A 17,706-nucleotide genomic window follows, 5' to 3' on the forward strand; every position below is an offset into this window, starting at 1 on the left:
CTTTGGTTATTAGTTTAACAGTTATTTTTTAATGATTTTCACGGACTGTGATCCTTTTTCGGTATTTACTTTTACAAGATAAACTCCTGCTGTAGCACGTCTCATGTCTACAGAACCTTTTTCAGCATTAATTGTTTCGCTGAGAATTCTCTGGCCTGAAACATTATACACTTCAACATCTTTGATTTTATTATCATTATCGATATAAAGGTAGTCCACAACCGGGTTTGGATAAACGCTTACCGTATTCTTTTTCATGGCTTCATTTACCGCCAATACTGCTGCTGTAAATTCAAAACTGCCAAGATCCGGTGTCACAGCATTTCTTGTATTACCATCTGCATCTAATGTTACTTCGGCTACCGGAGTTCCTTTGTTGTCAAGAGCAGCATTTCCTGTAGCAGACAGGTGGAAATCGGTTGCTGACATAAACACTGGCAGAACATTCAACGAATTCACATTTCCTCCGAATCCCGCCTGGATATCAGCAAGAGTAGCTTTTGCCACACCTCCGATATAGCCCAGATTTGTTCCTGCAGAATAAAAATTATTATAGTTAATCGTAGAGAAAACACTGCTGGCTGCTCCTGCATAAACAGCATATTTTTCACCCGCTTGTGTTTGGGTATTGACAAAAAGATTGTTTCTCACATCAATACCTCCTGCACCGGTTACCCCACTTGTAATATTTAATGCGGATGGCCTTCCAGCAACAGTTTGGCTTACATCCATCACAACTGTATTGTAATACAGTTTATATCCTCCTCCTGAAGTAATGATAATTCCGTTTCCATTGTCGTTAACACCTCCGGTGGTTGCATATCCATAACCGGCAACTCCGCTTACGGTATTATTGGCAACCAGGGTATTGGAAGTAAGGCTTGATGTGGCTAAATAAATTCCCTGCGCCCCATATCCGGATGTATTGGTATTTTTGATCCCTGTTATTTTATTATTGATAATAGTCATTGCACTTGTCATTGTTCCTCCTGCATAGATACCCGCAAACAGAGAACCAGTTCCGCTGGAATTAAAATTGGAAATTGTATTTCCTCTTACTATAATATTGGCGGCTGCAGAGGCTCCAGTACTACCAGAGGTAATTGTTATTCCCGAAGCACCTCCCGCACCTGTTCCTGTATACCCAATATTGGTAATGGTATTTGAAATAATTGAGGAATTAACTGTAGCAGTTGCAAACCAGACTCCTCTCTTGATCTCAGCAATGGTAGTCTCGAAATTACCAATCGTGTTATTGCTTACCGTTACTCCATCTGCACCCTGAACATAAATTCCTCCAAGGCGGTTGGCATCTGCTCCCGTAGCACTTATATCATTACCTGTAACCAATGTATTAGCTCCATTACCCGCAGCTGTAGCAGCAAATAAATAAATTCCCATGTATGCTTTCTTCACTGCATTATTCTGGATCGTAACATTATTAAAGAAGCCTCCTGTAGGCGTTGTGGCTCCGTCATACATCACTAAAGCTGAAGAATTATTCATACCATTTACAATATTCAGGTTTTTAACCATAATATTAGTATTGGCAGCAGCGGCAGAAGCCGCAATAAAGGTAAGTACCTGCGGTGCTGTAGTAGAAGTATTGGTAAGGGTAAGATCTCTTGTTGTTCCTGAAGCTGCATTGCTTCCATCCAGGGTAATATTACTACCCTGTATTCTTACTAAGGGTGCACTGGCAATATCACCGGAAATAGAAGCTGTAACTCCTGTTGCAGGTTTTATGGCAACAGAAGTATAGCTTGTTGCTCCGCCACTGGCATTCAGACTCGCGGTTGCTGTTTCTGTTGTGTTTGCTGTGATACTGATTGTAATTGCTCCCTGGTGTGTTCCCGCATTAATAGCATCGAATGCTCCCTTTAATGTGGTATAGGTTCCTGTAGCTGTTCCTGCCGTCGCAGAAATATTCACTTGTGAATAAAAATTTGATGAAACCAAAATTGCCATCAAACAAAATAGAATTTTTCTCATGACATTAATTTTATTATACTAAATATAAAAAATAATTAGCAATAAAATTCAATAAATACTGATAATCAATTAAATATATTAAATAAAAATTAAACATAATATCATAAAATCCTTTAAACAACATCACTCCAATAAAACACAGTACCACATTTTAATTTATAAAAATTTGTTTTTTCAGAATTTCGTAAATTTGCACCATGATAAAAATAGGCAACATAGAACTGCCGGAATTTCCACTTTTGCTGGCTCCGATGGAAGACGTAAGTGATCCTCCGTTCAGACGTTTGTGTAAAATGCATGGTGCAGATTTAATGTATTCGGAATTTATTTCTTCCGAAGGGTTAATTCGTGACGCTATCAAGAGTCGTAAAAAGCTGGATATTTTCGATTATGAAAGACCCGTTGGGATACAGATTTTTGGTGGTGACGAAGAAGCTATGGCTATGTCTGCAAGAATTGTTGAAACGGTAAATCCGGATCTGGTAGATATTAATTTCGGATGTCCTGTAAAAAAAGTTGTCTGCAAAGGAGCAGGAGCTGGTGTTTTGAAAGATATCGACCTTATGGTACGTCTTACAAAAGCTGTTGTAAGCTCTACTCATCTTCCTGTTACGGTAAAAACCCGTCTAGGTTGGGACAGCACCAGTATTAATATTGATGAAGTGGCAGAACGCCTGCAGGAAACAGGAATTAAAGCGCTTACGATACATGCGAGAACCCGTGCTCAAATGTACAAGGGTGAAGCAGACTGGGAACATATTTCAAGAATTAAACAAAATCCTAATATCGAGATTCCGATTTTTGGAAACGGTGATATAGATTCAGCTGAAAAAGCATTAGCATATAAACAAAAGTATGCATGTGACGGTATTATGATCGGACGTGCTGCTATTGGATATCCATGGATTTTTAATGAAATCAAACATTTCTTTGCAACAGGAGAGCATTTACCTGAACCGACAATTTCAGACCGGTTACTGGCGGTACGTCAGCATGCAGAATGGAGTGCAGAGTGGAAAGGAGAAAGATTAGGACTGGTTGAAATGAGACAGCATTACAGCAACTATTTCCGGGGAATTCCTCATTTCAAGGAGTTCAGAAAAAAGTTCCTGGAAGTATTCACAATGGAAGAAATGAATAGCTTGATCAAAGAAACCCAACAGTTTTACGAAGAATATCAGGCACAGCTATAAAAATAAAACCATCAGCAAAACTGATGGTTTTTTTATAGTAAGAATCTCATTTAATATCCTTCTGATGAAGATTCGTTTTTAAGTAATCCCAGAGCTGAAGAGGTTCCAATTCTTTTAACTCCCATTTTGATCATTTTTTCAGCATCTTCGGGAGTTCTTACTCCGCCTGCTGCTTTTACAGGAAGTTTCCCAGCGTTGCTGAGCATAATTGTTATTCCTTCAAAGGTTGCTCCGTTAGGCTTTCCTTCGGCAGTCTGATAAAATCCTGTGGATGACTTGACAAAAATTTTCGACAACTCATTTTCAGAAAAATTCTCTTCTGCCCAGGTAGAAATCTTTTTAGTAAGATCGGCAATCTGTTCATCAGTTAATGCTGCAATTTCAATAATCCATTTTGCAATTTTATGATGCTCAAGAGATAATTGGGTACATTTTACAAATTCCTCTCTTACCAGTTCTGTATTTCCCTGCAGATAAGCCATATAATTAATGACAAAATCTAATTCATCTGCTCCGTCTTCTATTGCTTTTGAAGCTTCTGTAAGTTTTTCATCAATAGAATACGTTCCTTCGTGGAAACCTATTACGGTTCCAACTACAACATTTGAATGTCTTTCCTGAATAAATTTTTTGATCTCAGATACATACTCCGGTCGAATCATCACGGCAAAAATACCATTGTCTATTGCTTCCTGAGCAAGTTCTTTATCTTTTTGAAGTGTTTCTTCGTGGGAAATACCTGACTGTTCTGGTGTTTTCAGGTAAGTTGAATCCAAATATTGGGCTATGTTCATATTATTATACTTTCAATTGTCTGTAAATACCTTGTTCTAAAGATATAAAAGTTTCTGTTCTTGTTACTCCTTTCAGTTTTTGAAGCTTACTAAGAATCTGCATTAAGTGATCATTGTCTTTACAAAGCACTTTAAGGAAAATGGTATAATTTCCTGTCGTATAGTGGGCTTCCACTACTTCGTTGATATCATGCAAAGACTTTACCACTTCCGGATAATGACTTGGCTGATCCAAAAATACACCGATGTAGGAGATTACTTTATATCCAATTTTCTTAGGGTTAAGAAATGATATTGAATTTTCAATAACTCCTGCATGTTCGAGTTTTTTGATTCTTTGATGCACTGCCGTGGTGGAAATTCCAACATTTTTTGAAATGTGGGCTAAAGAAGTTTTAGCATTATCCATCAACATGTAGATGATTTCTTTGTCAATAGAATCTAAATGGTAGCTTGTGTTGCTCGAATTTTTCATTTTCTACTTTTTTTATTATTTATGTTTTTTACTGTAAATTTTTAAATTTTACAAAAACCGGAAAGTGATCGCTATATCCGCCTAAATACCGTGTACCGGCATACGTTCGGAAGGGCCGTCCTTCAAAATTTCTGGTTCTGCTGCGGATTTTTTCAGAATTAAATACATGGGCATCCTGAAAAACCAGCGTCTTATTATCAAGCAAAGATCTTGACATAATGATCTGATCATACAGCAATCCAGATTTATAATGAAAAGTAGAATAATTTCTTGTAGAAAACAATTGTTGAAAAGGGTTCACTAACACCTTCTCATGGTCATTGTCATAGAGAATCTGTACTAAATTTTCATCATCCGGGTTTTCGTTAAAATCACCACACAATATAACATGCTCTTTTTCAGCATTTACAATTTTCATAATCCGTTGTCGTACTTCATTCAATATAAAGGTTCTTTTAGGTTTATTAATATCTTTTTCTCGCTTAGAGGGAAGATGGGCGATAAAGACATTAATAATTTCCCCTTTATATTTAATTTTTGAAAAAAGTACGTCTCTGGTTGTGTCGTAATTTTCTGTGTTTTTATTTATTATTTCAAAAAAGAAAGTAATGGTTTCAGAATCGATTACCTCTACTTTATTTTTATCATATAACATGGCTACATCCACTTTTCTTTCATCCATAGAATTGTAATGTACAATTCCATATTCAGAATTAAAGGGTTCCATCTCTACAAGATCTTCTAAAACTTTCCTTCCGGAAACTTCAGATAATCCTATTAAAAATGGTAGTACATCATTTTCCTCCTTCATCAGCTGAAATACGTGCGAGATTTTGAAAAGCTTATTTCTATATCTCTTTTCATCCCAATTCCTTAATCCTGACCGGGTAGGATCTAATTTGTGGACAGGTTTCGGATCGGGTAAAAATAAATTTTCAACATTATAAAAAGAGAACAGCTCCATCTACACTAATTTCTATACTTTTAATTTAATATGTTCTTTTTACTTTAAGGTGTAAATTTATTATTTTTTTTCAAATTTTTGTGATTTACTCTCAAAACAGTAAATCAATTTCCAATAAAAAACAATTCAAATATAGTAAAAAATACTAACGAAATAAATCATTATAAATTAATTTTTCAATTATTCGACAGTTTCAATATATTAATCAAAATTGAGACAATATAAAAAAACCGGAAAAATCGAAATAAACCTTAGATTTAAAAACGTTACTGTTAATATTTTTCGCGCTTTTTTAAATTACAACAAATATTATTCCATTTGTCTATAACAAATGGAATTAAAATATTGAAGTAAAAATCAGATAAGTTCTGACAATTTTCGCTTATAGTAAATCGGGGCGTTTTTCTTTTGTGATTCTTACCGCTTCATCGTGACGCCATTCTTCAATTTTGCCGAAGTTCCCACTCAACAGGATTTTAGGAACATCCAGACCTTTATAGCTTTCAGGTCTTGTATAGATCGGCGGTGAAAGAAGATCATCCTGAAAACTGTCTGTTAAGGCGCTCTGCTCATCGTTCAGAACTCCGGGAAGCAATCTGATAATTGAGTCTGCCAAAACACATGCAGCCAGTTCTCCCCCTGTAAGAACGTAATCTCCAATTGAAATTTCTTTGGTGATATGAAGGTCTCTTACCCTTTGGTCTATTCCTTTGTAATGGCCGCAAAGAAAAATTAAATTCTCTTTGATCGATAATGAATTGGCAATTTTTTGATTCAAAGTCACCCCATCCGGAGTCAGATAGATCACTTCGTCATAATTTCTTTGAGATTTAAGCTCTGAAATGCATTTATCCAATGGTTCTACCATCATGACCATTCCTGCTCCGCCTCCGTAAGGCTCATCATCAATTTGTCTGTGCTTATTGATTGCCCAGTCTCTCAAATGATGAAAATGTACTTCTACCAGCCCTTTATCCATCGCTCTTTTCAAAATAGAAGTCTGGAACGGACTTTCCATCAATTCCGGAAGTACGCTTATTATGTCAATTCTCATTGTAATGTTCCGTTTTTCTTAGTAGGTATAATAATTAATCTTAAAGAAGAATCTTTGTTGATATAACTCCACATCCAGTTGAAGAATATGGCCAGTTTATTTCGAACGCTCAAAATTAGCATTAAATGGAGAAACATCCAGAAATACCAGGCCAGAAATCCCTGAAATTTTATAAACGGCAGATCAACAACGGCTCTGTGCTTCCCAATGGTCGCTAATGAGCCTTTATCATCATACTCGTATTCCTTCCATTCTTCCCGGCTTTTCTTTAAAAGATTTTTACCTAAATTTTTTGCCTGATTAATGGCTACATTGGCTACCTGAGGATGTCCATGCGGATATTTTGGTGTTTCCATATAGGCAATATCTCCGATCGCATAAATATTATCGTAACCTTGTATTTTATTATATCGATCTACTATATATCTGTTTCTTACTAATTTTTCTTCCGGAAAACCTCCTACTACATTTCCTGTAACTCCGGCTGCCCAGATCACATTATTGGATGGAATTTCTTTTCCACTTTTCAAATGAACTTTATCTCCGTCATAATCCGTTACCACTTCTCCACTCATAAAAGTTACCCCAAGATCTTTAAGGTATTTTTCGGACTTCTCCTGAGCCTCACTGCTCATTACTGCAAGCGGTTTTTCGGTAGAACTCACCAGAATAATCTTCAGATGATCAAAGTTCATATAAGGATAATCTCTCGGAAGGATGTCTTTTTTCATTTCAGCAAAAGCACCGGCCAGTTCTACTCCTGTAGGACCGCTTCCTACGATGACAATATTCCAGTTTCCGTCATCGCTTCGGCTTTTTTCAATAATCAGTTTTTCAAAGGTCATCAAAACATGATTTCTGATACTGATGGCTTCCTGGGTATTTTTCATCCCGAAAGCTTTCCCTTCCAATTCTTTATTCCCGAAAAAATTAGTTTTACAGCCCGTTGCAATGATGAGTTTATCGTAAGTAAATTCTGCCTCGTCGGTAATAACTTTATTGCTGGCAGGATCTATTTCTTTAACTTCCGTCATACGGAACTGTGTGTTTCTGGACTGCTGAAAAATCTTTCTGAAGGGAAAAGAAATGTTGGAAGGTTCTATCCTTCCTGAGGCTACCTGATAAAAAAGCGGCTGAAACATATGGTGGTTCATCCGATCGAGAACAATGACCTTTTTGTTCTTATTATTCAATGTTTTTGCAAGCTGCAGCCCCGCAAATCCTCCTCCAATAATGATGATTTTTTCGCGTGTTTCCATAATACACAAATTTACTGATTTTATTTTAGCATTTAGCAGTGAAAAAAGTTAGTTTTGCAAAACTTTATGACACCTAAAAAGTACACCAAAAAAACTGCCAAACAAGTCCATAAAACGAGACGGAAGAAGTATTTTTTCCGAAGATGGGTGATATTGGCAATATTAACTGCAGCATTGATAGGAACGGGTTTTTATTTAAAGCAGTCCGTCAGCTATTATTATGCATTGTACTTTAATAAATTTAAGCATAAAAAGCTTCATAACAGTGAAAAGGAAGCATCAAGAATCCAAAGAATATTAGCCAGCAACCTTGATAAGACCTATGGTTTTGATGTTTCTCATTATCAGAACCGGGAAGACATCAAATGGGACAGTCTCAGCATCGGAAATAAAACGATTCCTTTGGAATTTGTTGTCATGCGCGCCACGATGGGAAACCGAAGTGCCGATAAACATTTTGACGAATTCTGGGAAAGTGCTAAAAAGCATGATCTGATCCGTGGTGCCTATCATTTTTACAGAGCCGATGAAGATCCTGTGATCCAGGCTAATAATTTTTTAGAAAATGTAAAACTTGAAAGCGGAGATCTTCCTCCTATTCTCGATATTGAAAAAATTCCGAAGCGTAAAACCAACAAAAAACTGATTGAAGATCTGAAAGTATGGTGTAAAATTGTAGAAGATGCCTATGGAGAAAAGCCGATTATCTATACTTACTACCATTATTATAAAGATTTTCTGAAAGGCGAGTTTGAAGGTTACCCTTTATGGCTTGCCAATTACAATGATGTTCCGTCTCCTTCACCTGACGATGAGTGGGACTTCTGGCAGTTTACAGAAAACGGAATTGTTCATGGTATCAACGCTAAAGTGGATCTTGATATTTACAATGGTAATTCGTGGTCGTTAAAAAGGTTGACACTGGATTAAAAGAAAGGAAACGAAAGCAGAAAAATAGGAATTGATACAATTTTAAGGAGTCAATTTTTAAAATAAGCTGACGGATATCACTTCCATCCTCCATCTCCCTGCTTCCAACCTTTACTAATTACTTTTTCCTAAAAAATTCAGAATATCTGTATTGAGCTGATCTGCATTTTCAAAAGGAATCATATGGGTGGCCTTGTTGTAGATTTTAATTTCAGCATGGGGTATTTCTTGAGCAATAAGTTCGGTATGATCACGTTTGATCACATCATTCTCACCGGCAATAACCAATACTCTACTTTCAATTTTATTTAAATCTTTCTTTGCAATGCGCGGCTGTGTCAGCATAATTTTTAAAAGCCTTTGCTCATTAAACTTTTCAGGATTTTTCAGCTCCTTCATCACCAGCATTTTATTTTCAAAATGATCAGTAAGCCTGTCATCTACTCCATCAGGAAATGCATTGGCTCCAATTACAATCAGCTTATTCAGTTTTTCAGGATATTTCAGGGCAAATTCCAGTCCGGTATTTCCACCATCACTCCAGCCAGCGATATTTACCTTATTAAGCTTTAATTGATCTGCGACTGCTTTTACATCATCAGCAAACATTTTGTAGGTAAAATCCTTTTTAGAGGAATCTACACTTTTCCCTTGTCCTCTTGTATCTATAGCAATTACTTTATACTGCTTTGATAAAACAGGAATCTGCTGATAGAAATCTTTAATGCTTCCGGCATTGCCATGAAGCATCAGCAATGGTTCTCCTTCACCATAGATCTCATAATAAAGGTTGGTATCCTGAAGTTTCAGATAGTTTCCCACGGCTTTATTTTGCCCATACACAGTTTGCTCCGATTCCTGAATATATTTTGATACATCAGGCATCAGTGCTTCTGCGCTATCATCTGCAAAACCGTTTTCATCATCCGTATTTTGGTCTCCGTTTTTATCCATTTTCACATCGATATTAATGGCAGGTGCGGCGAGAGTCATTTTTGTCCACTCCCCGTAAAATTTTCTTATAAATCCTGTTTTGAATAACGCTGCACTTATATTGACTCTCCCTTCAAACTCTTTTAAAAACTGAATTCCTATAAAAAACCTTCCCTGTACCCAGATATTATGGTCATTAACATCCAAGGTATAAGTTCCGTCTTTAATCATATCGCTGGTAAGTTCAACGGTAATTTCTTCATCAAGAATATTTTTATCCGGAAAACCATCTTTTTCACTATAAATAGTATAACGCATGATGACAGGCTTATCAGAAGTATAGCTGGCAATATTCAGGTTAATATTCTTAATCTTTGCTTTCTTTTTAGCATTAAAAGCCAATGCGGTTTCACCAAGAAAATCTTCTTTTCTGAGTTGTGGATTTACAGAATACATAACGCTTTTTGTGCTGGTATTGACTCCCCAGTTCTTATCAACAAGCTTCTTAGGCTTTATAGTAATCTCTTTAATATTTTTAGTTTTCTCTGTTAAAAATATTTTTTGCTGATCATATTTTTTAAAATTCTGTATTGTTTCCTGGTAAGTGTCAAATCCCGGTACTTCTATTTTTATTTTTTGCCGGGGATCTGTATTGGAAAGATCAATTGAAAAATTTCCTTTTTCATCAGAGATTGTTCCTATTGATTGTTTTTCAATTCCAATTTTCACATAGGGAATCGGATGGTTCTCATTTTTTGAAATAATGGTTCCGGAAATAACCTGGGCATGGAAAGCAGAAGCTGTGAAAAGGAAGAATAAAGTATGATCTATTTTCATGTTAAAAGTTTAAAGCAAACTTATTTATTTTCAACAGCCCAATATCCCAATACTTTATTAAAATTATTCTCCCTTTAGTTAAAGTTGTTTTAAATATTTCCTGATTTTAAATATATCCTACTTAAAGGATACTCATAATTTCTTCCCACGAATGCACTCTTTTGTAAGTATCATTTTCTATCAGCTCATTATGAGGCTGGGTAAATATCAGTCTCTGCCCTGAAAAATGATCTAAATTTTTAGGATAATCATCAATCATGATATCTCCGGACACTACTTTTTTGCTTCCACAAAGCACAATCTGTTCCCAGGTAATGAATGGAAAATGCTCTGCCAGCCAATCGTATTTTTCTCTTAAACTGTTCGGAAATTCCATTCCGGCAGAAACAATATAGAGTTCATATTTATTATTCAGATATTCCATTACCTCACGGCTTCCTTTCATGACAGGTAAGGTTCTGAAAAAACCGACTTCATTCACGTGTTTTTTTCCATTGGGAAAAGACTCTATCTCAGGCTTACCAGCCAGATCACTGATTTCAATTTCTCTTCCTGTATCTCTTTTTTCAAATTGCGCCAGCTGATGATACACATCCGCCATTACCCCGTCCATGTCGACAATAATTTTTTTCATTACTTCAATCAGATTTTCTATTATATATTCCTATTTACAATGTACATTTCATTGTGTTGATCAAATTTACTGATTAGTTTTTTCAGATAAGGGGCACAGTTTATTAAAAAATTATAAATATTCATTTTTATAAAAGAGCTTCCGGGAAGTTTTAGGCTACATTTTCGTATTTTTGCGTTTCAATTGAAATTTAAAATCAAACTATTAATTCCCAATGAATTACGTTTCTGCAGAAAATCTTACCAAATCTTACGGCATCAAAGTTTTGTTTAAAAATATTGCTTTCCACATCAATGAAGGAGATAAAATAGCGATTGTTGCCAAAAACGGAAGTGGAAAATCTACGCTTCTGAAAATATTAATGGGTAAAGAAATTGCAGACAGCGGAACTGTGGTCATCAATAAAGATATTCAGGTGGTATTATTTGATCAGGAAATTGATTATGATCCTAAGCTGAGCATTGAAGAATTTATGATGACCCTTGATTCCGAGCCTATCCTCGCACTTAAAAACTATCACAAATCGCTCCATTCTACAGATAATGATTTTATTGAGAAAGCATTGGCTGATATGGAAGTTCATAAAGCCTGGGATCTGGAGAATGAAATGAAACAGATTCTTTCCCAGCTTAAAATCACTGATCTGGATGCTAAAATGGGCACTCTTTCCGGAGGACAGATCAAACGTGTAGCGTTAGCTAAACTTTTAACAGAAACAAGAGCCGAGCACAGACATACCCTTCTTATCATGGACGAACCTACCAACCACCTGGATGTGGATATGGTAGAATGGCTTGAAAACTATCTGAACAAAGCAAAAATCACTTTATTGCTTGTCACCCACGACCGATATTTCCTCGACAGTGTTTGTGACAGTATCTGGGAAATGGAGGATCAGAATCTGTATGTTCACAACGGTTCTTATGCAACTTACCTTGAGAACAAGATGATTCGCGAGGAAAATCTTAATGCCACAATTGACAAGGCCAATAACCTTTACAGAAAGGAACTGGAATGGATGCGAAGACAGCCAAAAGCCAGAACCACAAAATCAAAAAGCAGAATTGATGCTTTCTACGAGACTGAAAAAGTAGCCAAAACCGATACCAGAAAGGACGGACTGGAACTGGATTTTGAAATGAAACGTTTGGGAAATAAAATTCTTGAACTTAAACATATTGATAAAAGTTTTGGACCTAAAGTTTTACTGAAAGATTTCAGCTACCAGTTTCAACGTGGAGAAAAAGTGGGAATCATTGGAAAAAATGGTGCTGGAAAATCTACCCTGCTTAATATTATTCAAGGTTTTGAAAAAGCCGACAAGGGAGAAATTGAAACGGGAGAAACTATTTCTTTCGGTTATTTCTCACAAAAAGGCCTTACCTATAAAGAGGATGAACGTGTGATTGATTTCATCAAAGAAATTGCAGAATTTTATCCTTTAGCTAATGGCAAAAGTTTATCAGCATCACAGTTCTTAAGATTATTTTTATTTGACGATCAGACACAATATTCTCCTATTTCCAAACTTTCCGGAGGTGAAAAGAGAAGACTTCATCTGATGTATATTTTGTATCAGAATCCTAACTTCCTGATTTTTGATGAACCTACAAATGACCTGGATCTTCCTACATTAACCGTTCTGGAAAATTTCCTTCAGCAATTTCAGGGATCTTTAATTATTGTTTCCCACGACAGATATTTCATGGATAGAATTGTAGACCATGTTCTGGCTTTTGAAGGAAACGGAAAAATCAGAGATTTCGTAGGAAACTTCTCAGAATACAGAGAAGCTAGAAGCCGTGAAGAAGCTTTAGAAAAAAATGCAGTGGTAAAACCTGAGCCTGTAAAAGAAATTGTTTCTTCAACAGAAAGTACTCAGTCTTCCAGTTCTAAAAGAAAACTCACTTTTAAAGAACAAAGGGAACTGGAAACCATTGAAAAAGAAATGCCTGAACTGGAAGAACAGCGCACTAAAATTCTGGATAAGCTCAACAACGAGGCTGATTACGAAAAGATAGCCACACTTTCTTCAGAACTGGAAAGCGTTTCAGAAAAACTGGAGAACCATGAAATGAGATGGCTGGAACTTCAGGAAATCCTTTAATAATGATGAATTAAAATTATGAATTATGAATGAATTCAAGGTTCAAAGTTTAAAGTTCAAGGTTGATAGCAGTCGTGATTAGAGGTTCCCAACTCGTTTACACTCAAACCCTAAAACTCTCAAACGCTCTGACTCATTCATAATTCATAACTCATCATTTATAATTTTACTATTCTTTCTTCTTTTGCACTTTCCAGCGAAGCATCTATAATTTTCATATTCTGAATAACTTCTTTTCCGGGAGAGGGTAAAGCATATCCAAAAACGATGTGTTCATAGATCTGCTGATAATAATTCATATAATTTCCGGCTTCACTTGAAGTAAGAATTCTTTCTGTTTCGGAATGATCGTTCAGGAAGTTTAAAATTCCGTCCGGTCCTTTCAGAGGCTGCGTCCATTCTTTACCATATTCAGGAATAGCACCTGCTACCAGTTCATTTTCCTGATTATCGGTTCTTTCCTGCAGGAAAGTACCTCGGTCTCCATGAATTGTGTAAGCATAATGCCCTTCTTTGCTGAAAACAGACGATTTCAGTCTTACTCTCAGATTATCTTTATAGAATAAGAGAATTTCAAAATAATCGTTAGCAAACTCAGCTCCTTTCATAGAAAACACGTCTGCAAACAATTTTTCAGGATATCCAAAGTACTGCACTGCCTGATCTACAAGATGTGCCCCCAGATCGTGAAGTGATCCTGATCCCACTTGATCCGGGCTTTCTTTATGCTGTTTTCCACTGGCAGTGGTACGGAATCTGTCAAAACGGATTTCAGCTTCTTTAATATTCCCTGTTTTCTTAGCATCAAGAATCTTTTGAACCTGTAAAAAATCGCGGTCGAATCTTCTGTTTTGATAGACACTCAAAAACAATCCCTTTTCTTCTGCCAATTGTACCAGCTCCTCTGCTTCAGCAACATTTACTGTAAAAGGCTTTTCCACAATAATGTTTTTTCCTGCTTCCAGTGCTTTTTTGGCGTACTCATAATGGGTCTGAACCGGAGTATTGATAATCACCAGTTCTACATCTGCCTGCTGAAGCATTTCTTCCACAGAGCGGTAGATGGTTGCATCCGGATACTTTTCCTTCGATTCTTCCTTGCTTCTTTCCACCACAGCAGACATAAAGAATCCCGGATGTTCCTTTAAAAAAGGCGCGTGGAATACTTTTCCGCTCATTCCAAAGGCACAAAGCCCTGCTTTTACCAATTGCATATTATAATTTTTAACAAATATATTCATAAAAACTACTCTGTCCCCTGGTCTAAAGAAGGTATAGAAATAATCCATCTCATGAACTGTAAAAATATGATTTAAATCATAAAATTATTTTTATCTATTCTAAACAAATACTTACATTTGCGCCTTATTTAAAACTGTTCTACATAAAAATAAAATGAAAAGACAACTACTTTCTTTAGGTCTTCTACTGATCGCTGTTTCAGCGAGTTCACAGATGAAAAATGCGGAAGCAGACACCATCAGAACTCAGACTATTGAAGATATTAATCTTCACAAAACAGGAAATCCTAACCAGGCAAGACCATTATCGACAAAATCAAATCTGACGATAATGGAAAACCCTCAGCCCATTGCTATCGTTACGCACGAAATTATTGAGCAGCAGCAGGCAAAACAGCTGAGTGATGTTCTTCAGAATGTAAACGGTTTGTATATCACTTCATCCAGGGGAAACTCCCAGGATAGTTTTGGTGGACGTGGTTTCATTTTAGGAAATGATAACATTTTTAAGAATGGTTCAAGAATAAACAGCGGTGTTTTCCCTGAAGTAAGTGGTCTGGAAAGAGTAGAGGTTTTAAAGGGGGCAAATGCGATGCTTTTTGGAAATACTGCAGCTGGTGGTGTTATCAACATGATTACAAAAAAGCCTAAATTCAACTTTGGGGGAAGCGTAGGACTCAATGGCGGAAGCTGGAATTCCTATAAACCAACAGTTGATATTTACGGACCTTTATCCAAGAATATTGCTTTCAGAATCAATGGAGCCTACGAGCATGCTGAAAGCTTCAGAGATGTTGTAGAATCAGAGAAGTATTATTTCAATCCTTCATTTCTATTTAATTTAAGTGATAAATCTCAGTTAATTGTTGAGGGTGATTATCTTAAAACAAATTTTACTCCGGATTTCGGTCTTGGGTCTATTACGGAAAAAGACCAAAGCTACAGATTGAATGATGCCGTTTCCAGAAATACTTTCTACGGAACAGACTGGCAATATCAAAATGTACAGCAAGCGTCTACGAATGTAACTTTTAACCACCAATTCAACGAAAGATGGTCTTTGAACGCGACTGCTTCGTACCAAAACTATACGAAAGATTATTTTTCGTCTGAAAGAGTACAATGGATATACGATACTAAAGATGCCTCTGTAGATCCTAACAGATTGTCGTGGAAAAGACCTTTTGGAAAAACTTATAACGAACAAAATTATACTTCAGCACAGGTAAACATCAATGGTGAATTCAATACAGGAAAAATCAACCACAAAGTTTTAATTGGTTCAGATGCTGATTATAGCCAGGCAGATGCTTATGCTTATAATGTTACAGCTCCAAAAAATCTTCTGTATTTAGATGATCCTTCAACATGGGGAAGTATCGATATGCCCAATTCTACTCTTAGTACAAGAAACAGAATCAATACAAGAAGAGTTGGGATCTATGCACAGGATTTTATAAGTGTAACAAAGCAATTAAAAGTAATTGCAGGTTTAAGATGGTCTTATATAGAAAATATGCCTACGCTGACAACCCGCTTCACCTTAAATGATAAAATTGAAGTAGCTAATTCATCGACTTCTGACAATGCATTTTCCCCAAAAGTAGGTTTGGTGTATGCTCCAAATGAAAACCTTTCTGTATTTGCAACCTATACAAATTCGTTTGCTTCCAATGCAGGATATACTTCAGATCAATTTGGTACGGTAAATACCAACCAATCTGCTTCAGATGTTCAAGCTCAGTTAAATGCTCTATCAAAACAAAGCATCAAGCCATCAACGGTTGATCAATATGAAATTGGTATTAAAAAGAATTTCTGGAATAATGCTTTAGCTGTAAACTTAACGGCGTACCAGATTATGTACAATAATTATTATCAAACCTACTGGTTTGCTTCTGCTCCGAACGGAGTACCGGTAAATTCCACTGATACCAATCTTAAAGAATTTGCAGGAAATATGAGAAGCCGAGGTGTGGAATTAGACATTACAGGAAATCCAACAGAAAACCTGTCTATAATCGGAGGTTTTTCTTATAATAATTCCGTTTATATTGATACACCTGAAAAAGGATATGTTGAAAACCAAAGACTGGTAAGAACACCAGCTACAACAGCCAATGCTTCTGTTTTCTATAAATTTACAAACTATTTAAAAGGTCTAAAAATCGGGGCCGGAGTATACTACATCGGAGACAGAATCGCGGGATGGAATGATTCAAAATCTACGAACGCAAGCAGAAACAATGTAAGCAGAATGTTTGATCTGAAAGACTATACAACAGTTTCTCTTTCAGTAGGCTACGAATGGAAAAAATTCTCTATCCAGGGGAAAGTGGGCAACCTGTTTGATGTTGTAAACTACAATGTTCACGAGAATTATTCAGTGAATCCTATTACGCCTAGAAACTACTATTTCACATTGACATACAGACTATAGAATTCTTTATATAATAATTCTTTCATTAAAAGTGGAGATTGCATTTTTGCAGTTTCCACTTTTGAAATTTTTAACAAAAACAAACAAAAAGATATGGATAAGATTAAAGACACAAGAAGTTTCATGAGAATTACACACCGTTATCTGGGCTATTTCCTTGCCGGAATTATGGCTGTATATTCGTTAAGTGGAATTCTTTTGGTGTACAGAGACACAGATTTTCTGAAAAGCGAAAAGAAATATGAAAAAAATATCGCTGCCAATCTTTCAGAGAAAGAACTGAAAAAAGAACTGAAGATGAAAGGCCTGGAAGTAGAAAAAACAGAAGGAAGTGTTCTTTATTTTAAACAGGGAACTTATGACAGTGCTACCGGAAAAGCCAAGTACACTAAAAAAGAACTCCCTTTTGTATTGGATAAAATGGTTTCTCTTCACAAATCACAATCTAAAGATGCTATATCTCCTCTGAGCGTATTCTTCGGAGTTTCCCTGTTCTTTTTCGTTATATCAAGTTTCTGGATGTTTAATCCTAAGACAAAAGCATTCAAACGTGGAATCAAGTTTACAATTGCCGGATTGATCATTTCCATCATTCTTTTATTTATTTAATATAATACAAGGGCAATTTGAAAAAAAACAGCAATTTGGAACATTAATAATATAACATCTGTTTTTATCATTTTCATTTCAAAACGCTTGTTTCATTTTATTTATCATTACGATATCCGCAGTTAATATGTTAAAAAAGTAAATTATATCTTCCTGACAATCTTAACGTTTATTTAGAAAAATTACGTAAAATTAAGAGTCTGGCACATTTATTGTTTTTTCTATAATTCGTGAATAATAAACA

The 17,706-nt window shown here is 36.0% G+C and carries 14 protein-coding genes; 5 read left to right on the forward strand and 9 right to left on the reverse strand.

Annotation, left to right across the window (positions count from 1 at the left end):
* Positions 1-21 precede the first annotated feature (21 nt).
* A complete protein-coding gene (locus tag RAH34_RS03225) occupies positions 22-1,992 on the reverse strand; it encodes a T9SS type A sorting domain-containing protein (RefSeq protein WP_306595121.1) in 1,971 nt (656 codons plus the stop codon).
* A gap of 197 nt (positions 1,993-2,189) precedes the next feature.
* Between RAH34_RS03225 and dusB the strand changes: the two genes are divergently transcribed.
* Positions 2,190-3,185, forward strand: coding sequence for a tRNA dihydrouridine synthase DusB (gene dusB, locus RAH34_RS03230; protein WP_114819300.1), 996 nt, complete (start codon positions 2,190-2,192; stop codon positions 3,183-3,185).
* Positions 3,186-3,235: 50 nt separating this feature from the next.
* Here dusB and deoC read toward each other — a convergent pair whose 3' ends face one another.
* The 5 genes from deoC to RAH34_RS03255 form a co-directional block, all read right to left on the reverse strand.
* Positions 3,236-3,979 (reverse strand): deoxyribose-phosphate aldolase, encoded by a 744-nt coding sequence (gene deoC / locus RAH34_RS03235; protein WP_306595122.1) that lies wholly within the window; start codon positions 3,977-3,979, stop codon positions 3,236-3,238.
* Positions 3,980-3,983: 4 nt separating this feature from the next.
* Positions 3,984-4,454, reverse strand: a complete 471-nt coding sequence (locus RAH34_RS03240) for an Lrp/AsnC ligand binding domain-containing protein (RefSeq protein WP_002976659.1) — start codon at positions 4,452-4,454, stop codon at positions 3,984-3,986.
* Between the two features lie 28 nt (positions 4,455-4,482).
* Positions 4,483-5,418, reverse strand: a complete 936-nt coding sequence (locus RAH34_RS03245) for an endonuclease/exonuclease/phosphatase family protein (RefSeq protein WP_306595123.1) — start codon at positions 5,416-5,418, stop codon at positions 4,483-4,485.
* Between the two features lie 382 nt (positions 5,419-5,800).
* Positions 5,801-6,472 (reverse strand): tRNA (guanosine(37)-N1)-methyltransferase TrmD, encoded by a 672-nt coding sequence (trmD, locus tag RAH34_RS03250; protein ID WP_034694892.1) that lies wholly within the window; start codon positions 6,470-6,472, stop codon positions 5,801-5,803.
* Positions 6,469-7,731 (reverse strand): NAD(P)/FAD-dependent oxidoreductase, encoded by a 1,263-nt coding sequence (locus tag RAH34_RS03255; RefSeq protein WP_114819303.1) that lies wholly within the window; start codon positions 7,729-7,731, stop codon positions 6,469-6,471. The genes trmD and RAH34_RS03255 overlap by 4 nt, the downstream gene beginning before the upstream one ends.
* Before the next feature lie 66 nt (positions 7,732-7,797).
* Between RAH34_RS03255 and RAH34_RS03260 the strand changes: the two genes are divergently transcribed.
* Positions 7,798-8,661, forward strand: a complete 864-nt coding sequence (locus tag RAH34_RS03260; RefSeq protein WP_114819304.1) for a glycoside hydrolase family 25 protein — start codon at positions 7,798-7,800, stop codon at positions 8,659-8,661.
* A gap of 114 nt (positions 8,662-8,775) precedes the next feature.
* Here the strand turns inward: RAH34_RS03260 and RAH34_RS03265 are convergent, their stop codons facing one another.
* Both RAH34_RS03265 and RAH34_RS03270 read right to left on the reverse strand, forming a co-directional pair.
* Positions 8,776-10,431 (reverse strand): alpha/beta fold hydrolase, encoded by a 1,656-nt coding sequence (locus tag RAH34_RS03265; protein WP_306595124.1) that lies wholly within the window; start codon positions 10,429-10,431, stop codon positions 8,776-8,778.
* Positions 10,432-10,552: 121 nt separating this feature from the next.
* On the reverse strand, positions 10,553-11,065 hold the full coding sequence (locus tag RAH34_RS03270) for a 5'(3')-deoxyribonucleotidase (protein ID WP_306595125.1): 513 nt from the start codon (positions 11,063-11,065) through the stop codon (positions 10,553-10,555).
* Positions 11,066-11,279: 214 nt separating this feature from the next.
* Here RAH34_RS03270 and RAH34_RS03275 point away from each other — a divergent pair, with 214 nt between their 5' ends.
* On the forward strand, positions 11,280-13,172 hold the full coding sequence (locus RAH34_RS03275) for an ABC-F family ATP-binding cassette domain-containing protein (RefSeq protein ID WP_306595126.1): 1,893 nt from the start codon (positions 11,280-11,282) through the stop codon (positions 13,170-13,172).
* 158 nt (positions 13,173-13,330) lie between these two features.
* On the opposite strand, the gene RAH34_RS03280 is transcribed toward RAH34_RS03275, so the two are convergent.
* Positions 13,331-14,386, reverse strand: a complete 1,056-nt coding sequence (locus RAH34_RS03280; RefSeq protein WP_306595127.1) for a Gfo/Idh/MocA family oxidoreductase — start codon at positions 14,384-14,386, stop codon at positions 13,331-13,333.
* 181 nt (positions 14,387-14,567) lie between these two features.
* Between RAH34_RS03280 and RAH34_RS03285 the strand changes: the two genes are divergently transcribed.
* Both RAH34_RS03285 and RAH34_RS03290 read left to right on the forward strand, forming a co-directional pair.
* Positions 14,568-16,853 (forward strand): TonB-dependent siderophore receptor, encoded by a 2,286-nt coding sequence (locus RAH34_RS03285; RefSeq protein WP_306595128.1) that lies wholly within the window; start codon positions 14,568-14,570, stop codon positions 16,851-16,853.
* Positions 16,854-16,946: 93 nt separating this feature from the next.
* Positions 16,947-17,462, forward strand: a complete 516-nt coding sequence (locus RAH34_RS03290; protein ID WP_062676266.1) for a hypothetical protein — start codon at positions 16,947-16,949, stop codon at positions 17,460-17,462.
* The last annotated feature ends 244 nt before the right edge of the window (positions 17,463-17,706 follow it).

The organism is Chryseobacterium sp. WLY505 (assembly GCF_030846215.1).
In the GTDB taxonomy this organism is placed as follows: domain Bacteria; phylum Bacteroidota; class Bacteroidia; order Flavobacteriales; family Weeksellaceae; genus Chryseobacterium.

What these genes read in the sequence shown, in the direction of transcription:
- RAH34_RS03225 (WP_306595121.1), bottom strand. Translation starts at nt 1,992, where the DNA reads ATGAGAAAAATTCTATTTTGTTTGATGGCAATTTTGGTTTCATCAAAT.
- dusB (WP_114819300.1), top strand. Translation starts at nt 2,190, where the DNA reads ATGATAAAAATAGGCAACATAGAACTGCCGGAATTTCCACTTTTGCTG.
- deoC (WP_306595122.1), bottom strand. Translation starts at nt 3,979, where the DNA reads ATGAACATAGCCCAATATTTGGATTCAACTTACCTGAAAACACCAGAA.
- RAH34_RS03240 (WP_002976659.1), bottom strand. Translation starts at nt 4,454, where the DNA reads ATGAAAAATTCGAGCAACACAAGCTACCATTTAGATTCTATTGACAAA.
- RAH34_RS03245 (WP_306595123.1), bottom strand. Translation starts at nt 5,418, where the DNA reads ATGGAGCTGTTCTCTTTTTATAATGTTGAAAATTTATTTTTACCCGAT.
- trmD (WP_034694892.1), bottom strand. Translation starts at nt 6,472, where the DNA reads ATGAGAATTGACATAATAAGCGTACTTCCGGAATTGATGGAAAGTCCG.
- RAH34_RS03255 (WP_114819303.1), bottom strand. Translation starts at nt 7,731, where the DNA reads ATGGAAACACGCGAAAAAATCATCATTATTGGAGGAGGATTTGCGGGG.
- RAH34_RS03260 (WP_114819304.1), top strand. Translation starts at nt 7,798, where the DNA reads ATGACACCTAAAAAGTACACCAAAAAAACTGCCAAACAAGTCCATAAA.
- RAH34_RS03265 (WP_306595124.1), bottom strand. Translation starts at nt 10,431, where the DNA reads ATGAAAATAGATCATACTTTATTCTTCCTTTTCACAGCTTCTGCTTTC.
- RAH34_RS03270 (WP_306595125.1), bottom strand. Translation starts at nt 11,065, where the DNA reads ATGAAAAAAATTATTGTCGACATGGACGGGGTAATGGCGGATGTGTAT.
- RAH34_RS03275 (WP_306595126.1), top strand. Translation starts at nt 11,280, where the DNA reads ATGAATTACGTTTCTGCAGAAAATCTTACCAAATCTTACGGCATCAAA.
- RAH34_RS03280 (WP_306595127.1), bottom strand. Translation starts at nt 14,386, where the DNA reads ATGCAATTGGTAAAAGCAGGGCTTTGTGCCTTTGGAATGAGCGGAAAA.
- RAH34_RS03285 (WP_306595128.1), top strand. Translation starts at nt 14,568, where the DNA reads ATGAAAAGACAACTACTTTCTTTAGGTCTTCTACTGATCGCTGTTTCA.
- RAH34_RS03290 (WP_062676266.1), top strand. Translation starts at nt 16,947, where the DNA reads ATGGATAAGATTAAAGACACAAGAAGTTTCATGAGAATTACACACCGT.